This window comes from Rhodoferax sp. GW821-FHT07G04, assembly GCF_059418585.1.
In genome coordinates this window covers 1807545-1826523 of the sequence record NZ_JBWKQD010000001.1, presented here as the reverse complement: position 1 = coordinate 1826523, position 18979 = coordinate 1807545, and the positions used below count along the sequence as shown (strand labels likewise).

Genomic DNA, 18979 nt, shown 5'->3' with positions numbered 1-18979 from the left:
CCATGGGCGTCCTTGCACTCTGTGCAGCCTTTGCCACACCCACTCAAGCGGTACAGCCCGCCGTGTCCTTGGGTTACGACCATGCCCTGGTGCTGCGCGCCGACGGCACGGTCTGGGCTTGGGGCTATGGCAGCAGCGGGCAATTGGGCCTGGGCAACACCACCACACGCACCGTGCCCACGCAGATCCCTACGCTGGAGAATGTGGTGCAGGTCGTGGCGCGGGGCTCGTTCTCCATGGCACTCAAGGCCGACGGCAGCGTCTGGGCCTGGGGTGACAATTCCGGTGGTCGCACCGGTGGCAATGGCACCGCGGTGCCCGTGCAGATCAGCGGCCTGTCCAACATCGTCAGCATCAATGCCGGCACCGATACTGCTGCGGCCTTCGCCACGGACGCGTCTGGCCGGGTCTATGCCTGGGGCAGCAACAGCAGCGCCCAATTGGGCACCGGGCAAACCAGCGCCGGTGGCAATCCGGTGCCCCGTCTGGTGGCCGGCGCCGATGGTGCCGTGGCGGTGAGCGCGTCGGACGCAGCAGTGCTGTCGCTGCGCCAGGACGGCAAGGTGCTCGCCTGGGGGGCGAACGGCAACAGGGCTTTGGCGCCCGTTGCGGGCACTGCGACGGCCCCCGTCGTCATCGATGCCCTGCCCTCGGTGCAGGCCGTCGCATCCACCTCCATCAATATCGCAGGCCAGTACTACGCGCTGAAGAACGATGGTTCGGTGGTGGCCTGGGGTCAGGCGTCCACCAATGCCACGTTCTGCGGCCAGGCGGGGGTACGTACCTCGTCTTTTCCGCTGATTGACATCTCACCCATCCAGGGCCTGGCGCGCATCAGCCAGATCGAGCCCGGTGACGGCCACACGCTGTTTGTCGATGCCGACGGCGTGCTCCATGCGTGCGGCATCAACAGCGCTGGACAATTGGGCGACGGCACGCTGGTAGACCCTACTACCCAAGCGCCCAAGATTGCGCACATCGCAGGTCTGCCGCCCGCCGTGGCCGCGGCTGCGGGCTCAGCCATCTCAGCAGCCATCGGGGTGGACGGCAGTGTGTGGGTGTGGGGCAGGGCTACCAATCTCGCCGCCGGCGCTGCCAGCAAGTCCACCACGCCCGTGCGTGTGACGCAGATGGGTGGCGCGCCATTCGATGCGGGTCGGGTGGGCGAAGCCGGTGGTACCTTTGCCGGATCGCAGGCTGGCCCGCTGGGCAATGCCACGGTGGACGTCGCTGCCACCGTGTCTACGTTGCACCGTGGCAAGACAGGCCGCGTCTATGTGGCTGCACAAACGGGATCAGGCCTGTTCTTTCTGGGTTCCAAAGGCTGGGTGCCCTACACCACGGTCGCCGCGATACCACCCTATCTGTCTGGCCCGCTGCCGCGGTCGGTGCCTGTGCGCCTTGCCTCTGGTGAGAACCTGGCTTGGCTGAAAGGTGTGCAGCTGTTGGTGGGCTATGGCCTGGGCGACGATGTGGCTGCCGTCACGGAAATGCTCCGCGCGGGCCGCTACCAGACCGTTCACACGTTGAACTGAGCGCGCTACGCCATGTCCTGCAGTTCCAGTGGGCGCTGCACGACCAGCTGGAAGCGTCCGCGCCCGGTCTTCTCGATGCGGATCAGCGGACCGTGCTCCGTGAGCCGACGCTGCAATAGCAGTAGTCGCGCCTCCAGGTTGTCGGTCACATCGGGCAGGCCCAGGTCGGGGTCCAGGCGCAGCTCGCGGTTGCTGAAGGCGGTGCGCCCCTGCTCCGAGAAGTTGCGCACCAGCTTCCAGAAGATGGCGCCGGCCACGCCCTTGATGAGGTAGTCGTCGCCGATGAAGATGCTGTCGTTGGCGCGGTAGTGGCGTACCTGCAGTGCAGAGCCTTGTGCCAGGGGTGCAGGCGGCTCTGCAGCTACGACCTCTTGGGGCTCGGCCACAGACTGCATCAGGTCAATGGCCGCACCCAGGTGGCCGGCCATGGCCACCAGCACGTCTTCGTCTTCAAAGCCGAACTGCATGTCGTGCGGACTCTCCACAAACACCACGCCCAGCAGGCGTGATGCCGAGACGATAGGCACGGCTAACTGGCTGTGCGGCTCGCGCAGGCCGGGGTAGGGGATGTCGACGTCCGGTGCAAAGTCGGGCGCACTGGCCTGCAGGCTGCTGCGTATGGTGCTGCTGTACAGGTAGGCCGTGGCCATGTGCTGGATGCGCACCGGTGTGCGCTCGCGTGCCGCCACGCCGATCACGCCGTGGCCCAGGTCTATCTCCGAGCCCACACCGGACGTGGCATAGCCGCAGCTGGCCACGGTGTACAGGCGCTGGCTTACCGGGTCCAGCATCAGCACCATGGCATGCTGCACGCCCATGAAATCGGTCAGCGTGGCCAGTGCGGCGTTGAGAACTTCGTCCAGCGATGTGCTGCGCGACAAGCGCTCACTGCAGCGGCGCACCGCATTGAGCATGCTGTAGCGCGGTGGTTGCTCCGGCAGCGGCGAGCCTTCGACGGCCTCGATCTCCTGCACGGCGTAGACGTCTGAGCCCAACAACTTGAACACGTTGGACATGCCGGTATGCGAGGCAATGCCGGCCAGCTGGGCTTTCATACCTTCAAACAGGGGGCCTTGCGTTTCGGTGCGCAGGTAGCGCAGGTGCAGGCGAAAGAACTGCACCGTCTGGGGATGCAGCACCAGCAGGTTGGCATAGGGGTTGGCCAGGATGTTGGCGCGCGTCTTGTTGAAGAACTGGAAGGACAGGGCCACGTGGCTCTCGTCGACAAAAAAGACCTGCGAGATGTAGGCCACATTGGGTGTGCCATCGGCCGCCACGGTCGCAATGACCGCCGGGATGACACCCTCCAGGCAGGGGCGTATCTCGCTCAGCGTGGGGCGCGTCATGCCGCACCGCCCGTGCGCACCGATGCAATGGGGGCGCCGGCATTGGGCCCCGGGGTCTGGTCGAATGCCTCCTGGAATTCAAACTCCACGGCGACCAGGTCGTCGATGTCGTGGGCCAGCATGACCCGCGTCAACACCGGGGGAATATAGACCTGCGTCAGTTCCCATTCCATAGCCACCAGGTAGCGCTTCAGCAGGGCGTGGTCGGCGGCGTTGGTGGTACGGCTGCGGACCTGCCGGGTCTTGAGCTGCAGTGTGCGGTAGTTGGACGGCTGAGAAAATACCACGGACAGGCAGCCGCTGGCTGCAATGTCCTGCAGCAGCTGGCGGGACTGCTTGCGCGCCAGGTAGACCGTCACCGTGCGCCCGTCGGCGGTGATGGTGCTACCCATGGCCCGCATGATGCTGGGACGCAGAGCGGCGTCGCAGGAACTGACGATGGTGGACACGCCGGATTGCACCATGGCCACCATCTCGGCCGACAGTTGGGGCTGCGGTAGGTGCTGTGGTGGCCGCGCGCTCACGCTTTGAACCGCCTGCGGGTCAAGGCCAACGCCACCCAGAACGACACACCCGCATACACCGCCAAGACCGCCACATGCCGCAGCACGCCGCTGGGCCATTGGTCCATGAACAGGGGCCGCACCAACTGCACGGCATTGCTGAGTGGCAACCAGTCGGCCACCACCTGCACGATGGTCGGCAACTGCTCCAGCGGGAAGAACACGCCACTCAAGAACATCATGGGCGTCAAAAACAGCGTGAAGTAATAGGTGAAGAAGTCATAGCCATGGGCCAGCGCATTGAAGATGAGCGCAATGCAACTGAAGGTGATACCCACGCCAAACAGAATCGGCCAGGCCAGCAGCAATTTGGGCGAGTGGCTGATGCCCAGGACCAGCATCACACCCATGATGGCCGTGACCGTAAACAAGGCCTTGAAGGCCGCCCACAGCATTTCGGCCAGCACGATGTCGTCCAGGCCCACGGGAGCATTCATGATGCCGTCCCAGGTCTTTTGCATGTGCATGCGTGAGAAGGCGGAGTACAGCGCCTCGAACGAGGCCGCCTGCATCGCGCTCATGCAAATGGAGCCGCTGGCCAGGAACAGGATATAGGGCACGGTGGTGGGGCCCGTGGGGCCGGGCACGGTGATCTGGCCGACCAGGGCGCCCATGCCGTAACCAAAGGCCACGAGCCAAATCAAGGGTTCTGCAATATTGCCCACCAGGCTGGGCAGGGCCAGCTTGCGCCAGACCAGCAGGTTGCGCTGGAACACGGGCCAGAAACGCCAGGACAGACGGGGCAGGCGCCAGATGTTCACTAGGCATCCTCCCGAATCTGGCGGCCGGTGAGCTTGAGGAACAGGTCCTCCAGGTTGGCTGGCCGGTGCAGTGTGCGCAGGTGGGGCTGGGCTTGCAGGGCCTGCAGCAGGGCGGCGGCATTGGCGGTATAGAAGAATACCGTCTCGCCGCTGACCTCGACCCGCGCGGCCAGTGCACGCATGGGCCCTTCGGCCAGCGCCAGAGCGCCCATGCCATAGACCTCCACCACGTCAGGCTCCAGGTGCTGCGCGATCAGGTCGCGTGGCTTGCCCTCTGCGATTTTCTTGCCGTGGTCCAGCACCAGCAGGCGGTTGCACAGGCGCTCGGCCTCGTCCATGAAGTGGGTGGTCAGCAGGATGGACTTGCCCTGCTGCAGCAGCAACTGCAGGCGCTCCCACATCAGGTGGCGTGCCTGGGGGTCCAGTCCGGTAGTGGGCTCGTCCAGCATCAAAAGCTTGGGGTCGTTGACCAGGGCGCGGGCCAGCGACAGGCGCCGCTTCATGCCGCCCGACAGCTCGCCGGGCCGGGCGTTGGCCTTGGCGCTCAGCGACGCGAATTCCAGCAGCGCCGGTATGCGGGCGCGAATGAATGCGTCTTTCATGCCGAAGTAGCGGCCGTAGACCAGCAGGTTCTCTGCGCAACTGAAGTCCGGGTCCAGCGTGTCCATCTGGCTGACCACCCCCAACTGGGCCTTGATGGCCAGCGCGTCCTGCGGCATGGTCAGGCCCAGGGTTTGTATGCTGCCGCCGTCGGGGGCGGTCAGACCCAGGCACATGCGGATGGTGGTGGTCTTGCCGGCGCCGTTGGGGCCGATGATGCCCAGGCATTCGCCCGCGCCAATACCAAAGGACAGGTCGTCGACCACGGCCACGCCGCCATAGCGCTTGCGCAAGTGCTGGGCGCACAGCAACAGGCCGTCTGGCCGAGCGTCTTCGTCCGTGGCGGGCGCCCCGTGCTGCACGGTCTCAGGCCGCCTCAGTTGCAGACATTGGTCAACTTCCAGCCCCAGCTCAGAAAGATCCAGGTCATCTTGGACACCGCGTGAAAGGGCCGCGTGGGCCAGGCGGCGTTGCTCTGCGGGTCGCCCGAGGTCAGGGCCAGCGTGATGGATTTGGCAGCGTCTGCGGTGATGGGACAGTTCCAGTTGCGACCGTCCTGGATGGTGCAGCCCGTGAGTTTGGACGAGGGCTCCGTGGCGCCTATCACCCAGAACAGTACCTCGCCGCGCGCGCGCAGCGCCCGGTAGCGGTAGCGGGGGCCGGCGTCCAGCTCGCCGGTGCAGCGTTTGCCGTCCCAGGCGCCATTGGCACAGTTGACGGTGTAGATCGTGCGCTCGCCCTGCATGGTGATCTTGTCAGTGGTCCAGATGAAATAGACCATCAACAGAAAGAGAAAACCCACTATCCAACGAATTTGCTTGCGTCTGCTTGCGTTCATGGTTCGCTATGGCGGTGTAGGTGCATGCACTGCCTGCACCTTACACCTTTGTTGCTCGGTATGGAACACATTGTTACGCGCTTATTGGAAAGCAACTTCCTGAAAACTGCGCAGTTTGCGGCTGTGCAACTGCTCGGCGCCCTGGGCACGCAGCAGCTCCACGGCGCGCATGCCGATGCGCAAATGCTGGTCGACTCGCTCGCGGTAGAAGTGGTTGGCCATGCCGGGCAGCTTGATCTCACCATGCAGCGGCTTGTCGCTGACGCACAAGAGCGTGCCGTAGGGCACGCGGAAGCGGAAGCCGTTGGCGGCAATGGTGGCGCTTTCCATGTCCAGCGCGACGGCACGGCTTTGGCTGAAGCGGCGCTGGGGCTGGTTGTCGGGCAGCAGCTCCCAGTTGCGGTTGTCGGTGCTGGCCACGGTGCCGGTGCGCATGATGCTTTTGAGCGCCGCGCCCTTGATCTGCGTCACATCGGCGACAGCCTGCTCCAGTGCGACCTGGATCTCGGCCAGCGCGGGAATCGGCACCCACAGCGGCAACTCTTCGTCCAGCACGTGGTCTTCGCGTACGTAGCCGTGGGCCAGCACGTAGTCGCCCAGCTGCTGGCTGTTGCGCAGGCCGGCGCAGTGGCCCAGCATGATCCAGGCGTGCGGCCGTAGCACGGCGATGTGGTCGGTGATGTTCTTGGCATTGGCCGGGCCCACGCCGATATTGACCATGGTGATGCCGGCGCGGTCGGCGCGCACCAGGTGGTAGCCCGGCATCTGTGGCATGCGGGGCAGTTCCTTGCCCAGGGCGTCGGTCGCCTCGGCGCTCAATCCCACCCGGCGGGTGACGATGTTGCCCGGTTCCACAAAGGCGATGTACTCGCTATTGGGGTCCTGCATGGCCGCATGGCCCAGCGTGATGAACTCGTCGATGTAAAACTGGTAGTTGGTGAACAGCACGAAGTTCTGGAAATGCTCCGGCCCGGTACCGGTGTAGTGGCGCAGGCGGTGCAGAGAATAGTCCACCCGCGGTGCGGTGAACAGCGCCAGGGGCTGCGGCTCACCCGCGCGCGGCTGGTAGGTGCCGTTGGCGATGCCGTCGTCCATGGCGGCCAGGTCGGGCAGGTCGAACACGTCGCGCATCAGCGTGCGCCGCGCAGCGCTCATGCTGCCTTCCACGTGGTCATTCTCGGCAAACGAGAAGTGCACGGGAATGGGCTGAGAGCTGGTTCCCACCTCCAGCTCCACGCCGTGGTTTTGCAGCAGCAGGTTGAACTGGTCCAGGTAGTAGTCGCTGTACAGGTCGGGCCGCGTCAGCGTGGTCTCGAAGCGGCCGGGGCCGGCCACAAAGCCGTAGCTCAGGCGGGCGCTGTCGGGGATGAAGTTGCGCGACACCGTGTCGGTGTGGATGCGCACCAGCGGGTAGCAGGCGCGCACGTGGCCGGTGCCATCGTCGCCGCCCACAAAGCGCTGCATGGCCTGGCGCAGGTGGGCAATACTGCCGTCGTAAATGCGTGTGACCTGGGCCAGCGCCGCCTTGGCGTCGGTGAACCGTTCGGGGGCAATAAAGGGAGGTAGGTTTGACATGGGCCTATTGTGCCGTGCTCTGTTGCCGCATCTGTGACGGGGCGTTGATGGGCGTCCGCCCCAGGGCCGGGCATGGTGGAGTAGAGTGCGAACTATTTAATAAATTTGCAATCATTAGCCGATATGGCAGGCATGCAGGGGGCTCTTCTGGAACAATAGGGCTTGTTGGCCCATCCATTTCGCAGGAATCTTTTGCGGTGCCAGATCCGAACGACTCACGATTTCACGAGACCGGCTTCCCCTCCTTGCAGTGGGAAGAAGACGACTTGCCGACGCGCCCCATGCCCCTGCATGAGCGGCCGCTGCAAGCCCGTATCGACAATGAAATGGCCGTGATCGCCCAGCACCACATGCGTATCGCACTGGCCATCGAGAAATTCTGGGGCCACCGCGACTGCGTGGAATACTTGCAAAAGCTCATCATGAGCGGTGGCCACCAGGACGGCCATCAGCGGATCGGCTTCAAGTCCGAGGTGTTGTCCGCGCTGATCAACCTGGCCTCGCTGCACCAAATTGAGTGACAAAGGCATATCGGTGAAGCGCAGGCTGGTATTCGGCGGCATCGCGGTGCTGGCGGCGGTGGCGGTCGGCGTCCTCTTCTTGGTGCCCAGCATCGTGGACGGCAGCATGAACACCGTCACCCACCCGGCTCCCTACCCGGCCAGCGCCCAGGCGGGCACCACCCACCAGGCGCTGTTTGTGGCCGACCTGCATGACGATGCACTCTTGTGGAACCGCGACCTGCTGCAGCGCTACACCCGGGGCCACTCCGACCTGCCCCGCCTGCTGGACGGCCATGTGGCGCTGCAGGTGTTTGCCACGGTCACCAAGACCCCCAAGGGCATGAATTACGAGCGCAACAGCGCCGACACCGACAGCATCACGATGCTGGCCATGGCCCAGCGCTGGCCGGTGGCCACCTGGAGCAGCCTTTTGCAGCGCGCCCTGTACCAGAGCGAGAAACTGGGCCAGGCCGCCCAGGACAGCGGTGGCCGCCTGGTCTGGGTCAAGAGCCAACAGGACATGGCCGCCTTCGTCAAGGCCTGGGACGCCGACCACCAGCGCGTGGCTGCCCTGCTGGCCACCGAGGGCCTGCACCCGCTGGAGGGCGGGCTGGAGAACGTGGACCGGCTGTATGACGCCGGTTTTCGCATCACCGGCCTCACGCATTTTTTTGACAACGAGGTCGGCGGCTCGGCCCACGGCATGGACAAGGGCGGCCTGACCCCCTTTGGCCGCCAGGTGGTGGCCAAGCTCGAAGCCCGTGGCATGCTGATCGATCTGGCCCATGCGTCCAAACCCCTGATCGACGACGTGCTGGCCATGGCCAAACGCCCTGTAATCGTGTCGCACACCGGCGTGGCCGGCACCTGCCCCGGCCCGCGTAACCTCAGCGACGACCACCTCAGGCGCATCGCCGCCGCCGGTGGCGTCGTGGGCATTGGCTACTGGGAGGGCGCGGTGTGCCAGCCCACGCTGCCCAGCATCGTCAAGGCCATACGCTACGCGGTCGACACCATTGGCGTGCGCCATGTCGCCCTGGGCTCTGATTTCAATGGCGCCACCCGCACGCCGTTTGACGTTACGGGCTTACCCCAGCTCACCGAAGGCCTGATCCAGGCCGGCTTCAGCGCAGACGATATCCGCGCCATCATGGGTGGCAATGTGCAGCGCCTGCTGCTGCAAAGCCTGCCACCGGTCTAGGCCGTTTCTGGGATAGACACCATACGCAATATTGGCCTCTAGCCCTCGTGAATGCTGCGAATGCAGCTATAAATGTAGTAGCAATCGAATGACTTCCACTCCCCACGCAACGCAACACCATTTCGACGTCCTGATCGTCGGCAGCGGCCTGGCCGGCCTGTCGGCCGCCCTGCACCTGGCGCCCACGCACCGCGTGGCTGTGCTGACCAAACGCGCCATGAGCGACGGCTCCAGCAACTGGGCCCAGGGCGGTATTGCCGCCGTGCTGGCCGAGGGTGACAGCTTTGACTCGCATGTGCAGGACACGCTGGTGGCCGGTGCCGGCCTGTCCGAGCCCGAGGCCACCCGCTTCGTCGTCGAGCATTCACCCGAAAGCATTGCCTGGCTGCGCGAGCTGGGCGTTCCGTTCTCGGAAGAAGACGGCCATTTGCACCTGACCCGCGAGGGCGGCCACAGCGCCCGGCGCATCGTCCATGTGACCGACGCCACCGGTGCCGCAGTGCAGAAGACGCTGATCGAGACCGTGCGCCGCACGCCCAATATCACGCTGTTCGAGAACCACACGCTGGTGGACCTGATCACCCGCAACAAGTTGGAGCACGCAGTCGATACCCCGCGGTCCACCAACAACCAGTGCCTGGGTCTGTACGCGCTGGACGAGGCCACCGACGAAGTCCACACCTTCAGCGCCCCGCACACCATCCTGGCCACCGGCGGCGCCGGCAAGGTGTATCTGTACACCACCAACCCCGACACCGCCACCGGCGATGGCATTGCCGCAGCCTGGCGCGCCGGCTGCCGGGTCACGAACATGGAGTTCATCCAGTTCCACCCCACCTGCCTCTACCACCCCCACGCCAAGTCGTTTTTGATCACCGAGGCGGTGCGCGGCGAAGGCGGGCGCTTGCTGTTGCCCGATGGCACCCGCTTCATGCCCCAGCACGACGAGCGTGCCGAACTGGCCCCGCGCGACGTGGTGGCCCGTGCCATCGACTTCGAGATGAAGAAGGGCGGCTTCGACTGCGTCTACCTGGACATCTCGCACCAGCCGCTGGCCTTTATCCTGGAGCACTTTCCGAACATCTACGCCCGCTGCCTGGAACTGGGCATTGACATCAGCAAGCAACCCATTCCCGTGGTGCCGGCCGCGCACTACACCTGCGGCGGCATCCACACCGACCTCATGGGTGCCACCGACATTGCCGGCCTGCACGCCATCGGTGAGACCGCCTACACCGGCCTGCACGGCGCCAACCGCCTGGCCAGCAACTCGCTGGTGGAGTGCATGGTGTTCGCCCGCGCCGCCACCACCCACATTCTGGCCACGCCGCTGGCGCCGCCGCCGGCGCTGCCCGCCTGGGACGACAGCCGCGTGACCGACGCCGACGAGGCCGTGGTCATCTCCCACAACTGGGACGAACTGCGCCGTTTCATGTGGGATTACGTGGGCATTGTGCGCACCAACAAGCGCCTGGAGCGCGCCTCACACCGCATCGCGTTGTTGCAGGGTGAGATCCAGGAGTTCTATGCGCACTTCCACGTCACGCGCGACCTGCTGGAGCTGCGCAATCTGGTGCAGGTGGCCGAGCTGATCGTGCGCTCGGCGCATTCGCGGCATGAGAGCCGGGGGCTGCACTTCAGCCGGGACTATCCTGAGATGATGGACAAGGCGGTTCCGACTACTTTAATTCCGGATTAAGTTCGGACTGGTTGCAGCTCTTGTAGCTATAGCCGCTGGTGTTGCACTCACATGTAGTTCGCCCAGATATATGCGGGCGTGCAGATTCCGTTCCCCGGCCGTAAGTCGCAAGCGTCTGTGTCCGGGTTTGCAAGCGTTCTTTTGCTAACCTCATAGGAGGGGCGCTCGCTCTATTGCAACCGTGAGTCATGGCCGATGATGGACGTCCGATCCGCCAAGTCGGGTGGCGAATGAAGGGAATATGCGTTTGGTGAAACTGCGGACATCTAGGTACGTGGTCAAACGGGTAGCGATAGCAGGGCGCAAACTCTACCCTTTATGTATTCCTTCAGCACGTTTTTGCAACGTTTTCCAAGTAGCGCTCCATGACTGCGTTCACCCATTTGCGAAATCTACTTGTGTTTAGGAGCGAGGACTCGTTTCAACCACAGCGTTCGTAGAAAGTGCAGTGACAAGCTATTCGCGGCTTATTTGGGCTTGTCGTACGTCTTACTCATATTAGTGACACGATGGCGGGGTGTTCGCCGAAAACTGACGAAAAGCTGATCAATCACATTGCAAGCTATATCTGTCGTTGACATACGGCATCGTAATGGCTAAGCTAAACTTGCAAAGTAGCAATACTGCGGCGGTAAGCTTGCTTCTTGGTACGCCTACCCGGGAGAACCTGATGAAGAAATGTCCCAAAGTGCACTCAGGTGTGGCTGCCTACTGGGAATGCCTCTCAACGCGAAGGGGATGGCGGCAAAGACGCTAGTGAGCACGGTGCCTCGCACGGCTGGTTTCATTAATGAGAAGGATATGCCATGACGGTGAAAAAACCTCTTGAGTTTGAATATATGTTCCACAAGAGAGTTGAGGATGGAAAACGTATTTTTGCAGCTTTTGGAGGAGATGTGAAAACCACAAACCATCAGAATAAAACTAAGCCTGAGCAGTCTTCACATCAAAAGAAAACTGCAAGCAAATCTCGCTAATTCCTGATCTAGATGCAGATCAAAAACAAAGAGTCGGATAGCCCGACTCTTTTTTTTTGATCTGAAATTTTGGATTCTTAAAATTACCAGCACTGATGATCAACTGTAAGGCTTGCGAATATTAGGAGTTATGGTGGCGATTCAAAAAAATAATCCGCTGTACATCAAAAGTGACACAATCCGCCTAAGTGGCAACCAAGGCGTAGACGAAAACCGCGAATGTGGTTGGTCTCCCTTTCAAAAGGATTATGCTCGCCTCTTACACTCAGCATCATTCAGGCGATTGCAGGGAAAAACTCAGCTGTTTCCGAGCGTCGAATCAGATTTCTTCCGCAATAGACTCACGCATTCCTTGGAGGTAGCGCAAATTGCCGTTGGAATTGCACGGCGATTAAATAAAAAGGATTTACCACTCTGGCAAAAGAAGGCAGAGATAGATGTCGATTTAGTTCAGTTCGCGGCCCTTGCGCACGACTTAGGCCATCCGCCATTTGGTCACAATGGAGAGCATGCGCTTGATCAACTTATGCGTCAATTTGGTGGTTTCGAAGGAAATGCACAAACACTACGAATACTCGCAATAACGGAAAAGAAACTAATAAGGCGCGAACAGGACGATAGGGTAACTTCTGAGCATGGTCTCGACCTGACGTATAGAGCCTTAGCCTCAGTTTTGAAATATGACCATCGCATCCCACATATGCGGACCACTATATCTGCGCCCACAAAAGGATACTATGCGATTGATCAAGATTTGGTAAATAGGATCAAGGCTAATGTCGCACCAGGGTTTGTCGGAAAGAATGAAAAACTCAAAACCATTGAGTGCGCAATTATGGATCTTGCTGATGATATTGCATATTCAACTTATGATCTAGAAGATTCTCTTCATGCGGGATTCACAACCCCTCTCCGGCTCGTATCTGAGCTAATGCGTGACGAAAAAATGCGGGATGAAGTACTTATAAAGGTAAACAAGGTTCTCAAGGAAGCTCAATTTAAAAAATTGAAACACTCAAGTGAGTTAATAATATTTGTTGCAAATATATTTCAGCTATTAACAGACGTTAAAGGGCAAACCGAAAAGGTCCTCAAGCAATCAGGCTTCGAAGGCGATTTGCATTCGAATGATGTCGGTGATATTAAAAATGTCTTATCCCGAGTATTCGCCTATGATGATGATCAGGATCTGGCAAAAGTTGCTTTGGTTAGAACTCAATTTACGTCCCGGAGAGTTGGGGAGCTTATTCACTCGGTCGAATTTGTTCCCAACACTCAATTTCCACAGCTATCAACTGTTCGGCTTCCTCGAGACAAACTCATAGAAGTAGAACTGCTCAAGCGACTTAACTATGAACTCGTGATCAGGTCTTCTCGCCTTGCCGTAATAGAACATAGAGGCCACGAACTTGTGACACAGATCTTTGAAGCGTTAGTGAAGAGTGACGGTGCGCTGTTGCCCGAGGAGTGGAAAGAGGATTATTCCAAAGCAAAGCAAGATGGCGTAGAACAAGCTAATCGCGTTGTTTGCGACTATGTCGCCACACTGACGGACGGACATGCTGCAGAACTCCACACGAGATTATTTTCTGATGGGCAATCCATATTTAAACCCCTATAGGAACGGTGGCGTCCGGTTTTTAATTTGGCAGTCGACCCATACGTCACCTTCAGTCGTTCCAAGCGAGATCTGATTTGGATGCTACTTTGGTAGCTTTCGAAACATTTGGAAGCCGATGATGCGTGCCGAATTTCCCCCAAAGAAATCCCTTCCCGCCTTGCGCGAGGCGCCTGGATGCAACGTTCAGCAAACCTTGCTCCGTACCGTCATTGGTCTCTTCGTATCGCTGGTAGATGCGGTCCAGTCCTTGCTGTCACCCCTAGCCTCAAAGCGACACTATCCTATCAATCCAGCGGCTGTCAGCCAACAGCGTCGCTGATCCGCCACTAACCGTTGTCGTTGGGGGTCACTAGACGCGACGACGCCCTTGGAGTTGATGCATGACCGAATCGCCCGTTGAGATTCGTAAGCTCTGCCCGGAGCTGATGCAGGACTTCCTGCTGTTCTTCGACGGCGAGGCCTTTGCCGACAATCCGAAATGGGGCTTCTGCTTCTGTCAGTTCCTGTACGTGGATCATGCGAAGGTCAATTGGGCGACTCGAACCGTACAAGAGAACCGCGCCGCGGCCTGTGATCGAATCTGCAACAACCGCATGGAGGGCTATCTCGCCTACCGCGCCGGCAAGCCCGTCGGCTGGTGCAATGCAGCGCCTCGCACAATGATGGACTCCTTTGCAGATGAACCAGACCCAGACGCCACTCGAATGGGTCAGATCACATGCTTTGTCATCGCCAAGCCCCATCGGCGTTCGGGGGTTGCCACCGCTCTGTTGCATGCAGCATGCGCGGGGCTGAAGGCACAGGGCCTCCAAATCGCAGAGGCCATGCCAATGGCCGAAGCGTCGAGCGAGGCGCAGAACCACTTCGGCCCGCTGAGCATGTACCTGACCGCCGGATTTCAGGTGCATCGCACAGACGCAGAGGGCCGGGTGTTTGTTCGTCGGAGTCTGGTCTAGCCTGCTTCGAACCGCAGCGACGTTCCTCACGTCAAACCTAGTGCTTGCTTTGTTTTGTTCACAATCGCACAGACCCTGATCAGTGCGGGTTCTAGAGTGGCGGACTTCCAACCACCCGAAAGCCACACGCCATGCCGCTGCCGCTGTCTGAATATCCCATCCGCCGTACCGCGGTTGCGTCAGGCCTTCTGCTTCTGGCCCTGTCGGGCGGCGCTTCGATGCCCGCACATGCAGCGCCGTCCGAAGCGCTGGACTCCGTCAGCATTTCCATTGGGGACTATGTGGTCAGTCCCAATGCCAATCTGAATCTCCAAACGCCCTATGGTTCAGCCAGCTCGGGCGAAGTTTCTTCCCACGAAATCCATGTGCCGCGCTTGAAGGCCGACTTTTTGCTGGGCCACAGCCAAGGCTTTGCGCTGGACTACTACGGGTATTACCGCCAGTACTCCGACACCTTCAACCGGTCGTTCACGGCCGAGCCCAACAACCTCGCGCTCACGGGCAACGTCAATGCCAACGTGGGGCTGGATTTGGCGAACGCGTCGTACAGATGGTGGGTCGGCGACGGTGCGGATGTCTTTGGTGTCGGCATTGGCGTCGCCTACTACCGCATCCGCTTTGGTGTGGAGGGCAATGCGGTGAGCAATGCCAACAACAATGTGTCGGGATCGGGGAACGCCAGCTACAGCACGGACGCAGTGGCCCCATTGGTGCAGTTTGGCTGGCGCCACGCGATCTCCCCTGCCGTGCGCCTGTATGCCGACCTGTCCGGCGTCGAAAAGAGCGGTGGGGATTTGAGTGGGCACATCTACAACCTGGCGGTTGGTGGCGAATGGTACTTCGCCCAGCACTTCGGTGTCGGTGCGGAATACAGCGCGACGCGGGTCAAGATCAATGGCGAGGGCAACAACAACGGAAGCCTGGACTTGAAGATGAACGGCCCAACGGTTTTTCTGAAGGCACGATTCTGATAGCCAGTGCTTGGGCAACGAATGCTGGCAGCGCCTAAGACGATTTGCCCAAGGCCCCCGACAATTTATCCAGCGACACCAGCACCGACGACACGCTGAGCGCATTCTCCACAATACCCGCCCAGGCCTCGGATTGGACCTTGACGCCGTAGTGGTACATGGGGTGATCCTGCTTGCGCTGGGCCACCAGCTCGGCCATCTGGGCCACGCTGACCATGGGGCCTAGCGAAGCCAGGATTTTCAATTTGTCGTCCACCATGCCCGGTACGCGCAGCAGTTTGAGCAAGCGGGTTTGCAGTTGTGGGTTGGCGTTGGCCACCTCCTGCGTGCGGGCATACAGCAGCCGGTTCACCACGGTGGCCAGCACGATGTCGTCGCTGGTGTTGACCGATTGCCAGGCAATGGTTCCGGTAAAGCGGGTCAGGCCGCGGCGCAACTCCAATGCCGTGCCGGGCAGGTCATCGGCATGGTAGAAATTGAAGCCCACCGCATTCCACTCCAGTGCCTCCAGGTAGGCCCATTTGTCATCCGGATGGCTTCGGTATTGCAGCCGTATGCCAATGTGGCTGTGGCGTTTGTCATTGCGCGATGGGGGTTGCAATTCTTCGGTCACAGCAGCGTCAGGGTGTTGCGCGGTTTGAAGAAAGTGTAGTGCTTATGCGGCTCCACCGCTTGGTAGACCGCGCCACTGTGCGGCGCGATGGCCAGGCGCACGCTGGCGGCCTGCACCCGGGTAGCGGGTGCGCCGCCCAGTGCGTCTTGCAACGGCACGCCGTCGTACCAGTGTGAGTAGGGCAGTAGCAGCAAGGCATTCAGAGGCTGGTCGCTGAGGTTGATGACGACCAGCGCGGCCTCGCCGGGCACATCGGTATGGCGCAAGAAGACCAGTGCATTGCTGCCGGTCAGCCTGTCGCCCAGCACTTTGACATCGCCATACTGCAGCGCCGGGTTGGCCTGGCGCAGGGTGATCAAGCGTTGGACCCAATCGCGCTGCATGGGGTTCCAGTCGGCAGCATTCCAACGCATGGGGCGGCGGCAATCGGGGTCGGCACCGCCTTCCATGCCAATCTCTTCACCGTAATAGACCAGGGGTACGCCGGGCATGGTGAACTGCATCAGCATGGCCAGGCGCGCCTTTTCGGCGCTGCCCACGGTGGTGATCAGGCGCGGTGTGTCGTGGCTGGACAGCATGTTCCACGAACACAGCAGGCCCGGCAGGCCATAGTCGGCACGCGCATCGCGCAGGGCATGGTTCATTTGTACGGCGTCAATGTCTCCGGCTAGCCAGGCCAGCGTGGCCGTGCGGTACCAGTAATTCATCATGCCCTGGTAGCCGCCGCCGGCTTGGAACCAGGCGCCGGAGAAACCGTTGAGTTCGCCCAGCAGGCCGGCACTGGGAAAGCGCTCACCAACGATGGCGCGCATCTCTTGCGCCACCGGTATGCCCACGTCCTGCGCCACGTCAAAGCGCCAGTTGTCCACACCCTGGGCCAGCCAGTGCTGTACCACGCTGTCGGGCTTGCGGTACAGCGCATCGCGCACCGCGGGATTGGCCAGGTTCAGTTCGGGCATGCTGGTGAAGTCTTGCCAGCATTCGTAGCTGCCGTCGCCCAGCCACGTGAACCAGTCGCGTTTGCTGGCATCACCGGCCTTGGCAGCCAGGAACCACGGATGTTGGTCCGACACATGGTTCAGCACCGCGTCCAGCGTCAGGCTCATCTGACGCGCATGCAGCGCGTCCGTCAGGCGCTTGAGCGCAGCCTCACCGCCAAACATGGGGTCGATGCGCAAGAAGTCGGTGGCGTCGTATTTGTGGTTGCTGGGCGATGCAAAGATGGGTGTCAGGTAGATGCCGGTCACACCCAGGTCCGTCAGGTAGTCCAGTTTGTCGGCAATGCCGTTCAGGTCGCCGCCAAAGAATTGCTGGCCCCAGGGCTGCTGCAGCGTGCTGTCGTTCCAGTCGCGCTTGTGCGCGCCGGGCAGGTCATAGGCAGGGTCGGTCAGTTTCTGGGCGCTGCTGAGGCCACCGCCAATGGCAAAGCGCTCGGGGAAGATCTGGTACACCACTTGGCTGGCGGTGCGGCGGGTGAAGGCGTCTAGCGGAGGGGGCGTTGTCATGGGGGCACACCTTAGCAGCTAAACCGGTCTCCGGTCGGTGGCCGGTTACCAGCCAGTATCAACTTGCACCGCCGAGCCGGGTGGGTCTTACTGTTCTTTTTGGTAGCGCTGGTAGATGCGGTCCAACTCGCCGCTGCGTTTGAGTTGGGCCACGGCCTGCTCCAGGCGGCGCACCGTGGCGGCGTCCAGGCTGCGGCTGGCCCACATATAGCTCAGGCTGGACTGCAGCACGCCAGGGTGCAGGCGCAATTGGTCGCTCAGGCCTTCGGCCTTGATGTAGTGGGCACCGGTCAACTCGTTGGTGTAGTAGAAGCGTGCCCGCTTGTTGGCTACATTGCGCAACGCCACCACGCTACCGCCGGGCGTCTCCACGACCTGCACGCCATTGCGGCGCAGTTCGGCCGCGTAGCTGGCACCGGACTGCGTGACCACCAGATCGCCCGATTGCGCCAGGTCCTTCATGGAGTGGATAGCGCCGTTATCGTCTTTGCGGCCCACCAGGCGCTCCTGCACTGTGAACAATGGTGTGGTGATGCGGACCGCAATCTCTTTGCGCAGCGGGGTGTCCAGCAGCGCGCAAACCACATCCAACTGCCCGTCCTTGAGTTCGGCTTCGATGCGTTTCACTGGGGTGGGGCGCGGGTCGATCGCAAAGCGCAGGCCCTTGTCCACTTTTTCAAGCGCGGCAAAGATGTCGGGGCAGTGGCCGCTGGCGGGGCTTTCGCCATCCAGGTACTTGGGGGCCGAGCCCTCCTGGGCAGCCGTGCGCAGGGCTGCAGATTGGGCCATGGCAACGCCCTGGGGCCCGGCGTACAACAGCGCCAGCAACAGGAATGTGGCAAGGGGTTTCACAATGCCACCAGTATCCGGCTGGGAAGCCCGCGCGTCAATGCAATGCAATGGTCGCCCGCGAGGGGCGTATGCCGCGCTATGGGCCGTCGTACACGCGGTCCCAACTGCCGTCGCGCCGCATCTCACCCAGGCTGCGCTGCAGCTTGCGGCTGGCATCGGATGCCATGCCCTTGCGCGTCACCACGTAGGCCAGGCCATCGGTCAGCAGCACGTTCAGCGGCTTGACCCGTTCCACGGTCTGCGGGTCCATCGCCAGCAAGTTCAGCCCATAGGCCATGGCCTCGGGCGTCAGTGCGATGAAGTCAATCCGGTCGCCCAGCAGCATCTTGATCAGCTGCAGCACGCTGGTGGCCTCGTCCCGCACCTTGAGCCCGCGGTCGGCCAGCATGGCGGTGACGGGGTCGGCGCGCACCAAACCTACTCGGTGCGCGGGGAAGTCTTCAATGCGGGCCGGCACCGGCACGGCCTGCGCGCCGCGTTTGCGGAACAGCTGGTAGTCAACGCGGGCCACCGGGCCTATCCACTCGTATAGAGGTTCGCGTGCCGCCGTGCGGATGACCGGGTACAGCAGTTCGCCCGAGCCTTCCAGCGTGGTTTTTTGTGCGCGCACCCAGGGCATGATCTGGATGTCGAGTTTCACTCCGGCTCGTTGGGCGGCGTTGCGCAATACCCGCGTTGCCAAACCCTGGTCGTTGGCCTGGCCGTGGTCCACGATGACCAGGGGCGGGTAGTCCAGTGTGTAGGCCGGCAGTGTGGTGGGGTCCGCGTGGGCGTGCCTTATGCAAATGGTGTGGCACAGCAGCAGCGCCGCCAGCGGCCCCAGCAGGGTTTGGGCAAGGGGTTTCAAGAAAGGGAGTATCGGC

Annotated in this window: 18 protein-coding genes; 8 read left to right on the top strand and 10 right to left on the bottom strand. The window is 61.6% G+C overall.

Annotated elements, in window-relative coordinates; genetic code table 11:
* Positions 1-2: 2 nt before the first annotated feature.
* Positions 3-1535, top strand: a complete 1533-nt coding sequence (locus AC07OO_RS08435; RefSeq protein ID WP_495081598.1) for an RCC1 domain-containing protein — start codon at positions 3-5, stop codon at positions 1533-1535.
* A gap of 5 nt (positions 1536-1540) precedes the next feature.
* Here the strand turns inward: AC07OO_RS08435 and AC07OO_RS08430 are convergent, their stop codons facing one another.
* The 6 genes from AC07OO_RS08430 to AC07OO_RS08405 all read right to left on the bottom strand — a co-directional run bounded on the left by AC07OO_RS08430 (position 1541) and on the right by AC07OO_RS08405 (position 7218).
* Positions 1541-2881 carry a GAF domain-containing protein gene (locus tag AC07OO_RS08430; protein ID WP_495081597.1) on the bottom strand — a complete coding sequence of 447 codons (1341 nt, stop codon included), beginning with the start codon at positions 2879-2881 and terminating at the stop codon, positions 1541-1543.
* Positions 2878-3405: a hypothetical protein gene (locus AC07OO_RS08425; protein WP_495081596.1), complete on the bottom strand. Its 528-nt coding sequence runs from the start codon at positions 3403-3405 to the stop codon at positions 2878-2880. The genes AC07OO_RS08430 and AC07OO_RS08425 overlap by 4 nt, the downstream gene beginning before the upstream one ends.
* Entirely contained in the window at positions 3402-4205 is an 804-nt protein-coding gene (locus tag AC07OO_RS08420; RefSeq protein ID WP_495081595.1) for an ABC transporter permease, read from the bottom strand. Before AC07OO_RS08420 ends, AC07OO_RS08425 begins: the two co-directional genes overlap by 4 nt.
* A complete protein-coding gene (locus tag AC07OO_RS08415; RefSeq protein ID WP_495081793.1) occupies positions 4205-5119 on the bottom strand; it encodes an ATP-binding cassette domain-containing protein in 915 nt (304 codons plus the stop codon). Before AC07OO_RS08415 ends, AC07OO_RS08420 begins: the two co-directional genes overlap by 1 nt.
* 62 nt (positions 5120-5181) lie before the next feature.
* A complete protein-coding gene (locus AC07OO_RS08410) occupies positions 5182-5643 on the bottom strand; it encodes a hypothetical protein (RefSeq protein ID WP_495081594.1) in 462 nt (153 codons plus the stop codon).
* 81 nt (positions 5644-5724) lie between these two features.
* Positions 5725-7218 carry an AMP nucleosidase gene (locus AC07OO_RS08405; RefSeq protein WP_495081593.1) on the bottom strand — a complete coding sequence of 498 codons (1494 nt, stop codon included), beginning with the start codon at positions 7216-7218 and terminating at the stop codon, positions 5725-5727.
* Between the two features lie 197 nt (positions 7219-7415).
* Between AC07OO_RS08405 and AC07OO_RS08400 the strand changes: the two genes are divergently transcribed.
* From AC07OO_RS08400 to AC07OO_RS08370, 7 genes are all read left to right on the top strand, one after another.
* Positions 7416-7739 carry a hypothetical protein gene (locus tag AC07OO_RS08400; RefSeq protein ID WP_495081592.1) on the top strand — a complete coding sequence of 108 codons (324 nt, stop codon included), beginning with the start codon at positions 7416-7418 and terminating at the stop codon, positions 7737-7739.
* Positions 7732-8922: a dipeptidase gene (locus AC07OO_RS08395; protein WP_495081591.1), complete on the top strand. Its 1191-nt coding sequence runs from the start codon at positions 7732-7734 to the stop codon at positions 8920-8922. The genes AC07OO_RS08400 and AC07OO_RS08395 overlap by 8 nt, the downstream gene beginning before the upstream one ends.
* Before the next feature lie 88 nt (positions 8923-9010).
* A complete protein-coding gene (gene nadB, locus AC07OO_RS08390) occupies positions 9011-10621 on the top strand; it encodes an L-aspartate oxidase (RefSeq protein WP_495081590.1) in 1611 nt (536 codons plus the stop codon).
* 806 nt (positions 10622-11427) lie between these two features.
* Positions 11428-11598: a hypothetical protein gene (locus AC07OO_RS08385; protein ID WP_495081589.1), complete on the top strand. Its 171-nt coding sequence runs from the start codon at positions 11428-11430 to the stop codon at positions 11596-11598.
* 133 nt (positions 11599-11731) lie between these two features.
* On the top strand, positions 11732-13219 hold the full coding sequence (dgt, locus tag AC07OO_RS08380) for a dGTP triphosphohydrolase (protein ID WP_495081588.1): 1488 nt from the start codon (positions 11732-11734) through the stop codon (positions 13217-13219).
* A gap of 380 nt (positions 13220-13599) precedes the next feature.
* A complete protein-coding gene (locus tag AC07OO_RS08375; protein WP_495081587.1) occupies positions 13600-14175 on the top strand; it encodes a GNAT family N-acetyltransferase in 576 nt (191 codons plus the stop codon).
* A gap of 131 nt (positions 14176-14306) precedes the next feature.
* Entirely contained in the window at positions 14307-15146 is an 840-nt protein-coding gene (locus AC07OO_RS08370) for a putative outer membrane beta-barrel protein (RefSeq protein WP_495081586.1), read from the top strand.
* Positions 15147-15180: 34 nt separating this feature from the next.
* On the opposite strand, the gene AC07OO_RS08365 is transcribed toward AC07OO_RS08370, so the two are convergent.
* From AC07OO_RS08365 to AC07OO_RS08350, 4 genes are all read right to left on the bottom strand, one after another.
* Positions 15181-15759 carry a hypothetical protein gene (locus AC07OO_RS08365; RefSeq protein WP_495081585.1) on the bottom strand — a complete coding sequence of 193 codons (579 nt, stop codon included), beginning with the start codon at positions 15757-15759 and terminating at the stop codon, positions 15181-15183.
* Positions 15756-17264 carry a glycoside hydrolase family 13 protein gene (locus AC07OO_RS08360; protein ID WP_495081584.1) on the bottom strand — a complete coding sequence of 503 codons (1509 nt, stop codon included), beginning with the start codon at positions 17262-17264 and terminating at the stop codon, positions 15756-15758. The genes AC07OO_RS08365 and AC07OO_RS08360 overlap by 4 nt, the downstream gene beginning before the upstream one ends.
* An 87-nt stretch (positions 17265-17351) precedes the next feature.
* Positions 17352-18116: a substrate-binding periplasmic protein gene (locus tag AC07OO_RS08355; RefSeq protein ID WP_495081583.1), complete on the bottom strand. Its 765-nt coding sequence runs from the start codon at positions 18114-18116 to the stop codon at positions 17352-17354.
* A gap of 76 nt (positions 18117-18192) precedes the next feature.
* Positions 18193-18963 (bottom strand): substrate-binding periplasmic protein, encoded by a 771-nt coding sequence (locus AC07OO_RS08350; RefSeq protein WP_495081582.1) that lies wholly within the window; start codon positions 18961-18963, stop codon positions 18193-18195.
* Between the last annotated feature and the right edge of the window lie 16 nt (positions 18964-18979).

Bases quoted from the DNA above. Each gene is read 5' to 3' on its own strand.
- AC07OO_RS08435 (WP_495081598.1), top strand. From the start codon at position 3: ATGGGCGTCCTTGCACTCTGTGCAGCCTTTGCCACACCCACTCAAGCG.
- AC07OO_RS08430 (WP_495081597.1), bottom strand. From the start codon at position 2,881: ATGACGCGCCCCACGCTGAGCGAGATACGCCCCTGCCTGGAGGGTGTC.
- AC07OO_RS08410 (WP_495081594.1), bottom strand. From the start codon at position 5,643: ATGAACGCAAGCAGACGCAAGCAAATTCGTTGGATAGTGGGTTTTCTC.
- AC07OO_RS08405 (WP_495081593.1), bottom strand. From the start codon at position 7,218: ATGTCAAACCTACCTCCCTTTATTGCCCCCGAACGGTTCACCGACGCC.
- nadB (WP_495081590.1), top strand. From the start codon at position 9,011: ATGACTTCCACTCCCCACGCAACGCAACACCATTTCGACGTCCTGATC.
- AC07OO_RS08385 (WP_495081589.1), top strand. From the start codon at position 11,428: ATGACGGTGAAAAAACCTCTTGAGTTTGAATATATGTTCCACAAGAGA.
- AC07OO_RS08375 (WP_495081587.1), top strand. From the start codon at position 13,600: ATGACCGAATCGCCCGTTGAGATTCGTAAGCTCTGCCCGGAGCTGATG.
- AC07OO_RS08370 (WP_495081586.1), top strand. From the start codon at position 14,307: ATGCCGCTGCCGCTGTCTGAATATCCCATCCGCCGTACCGCGGTTGCG.
- AC07OO_RS08360 (WP_495081584.1), bottom strand. From the start codon at position 17,264: ATGACAACGCCCCCTCCGCTAGACGCCTTCACCCGCCGCACCGCCAGC.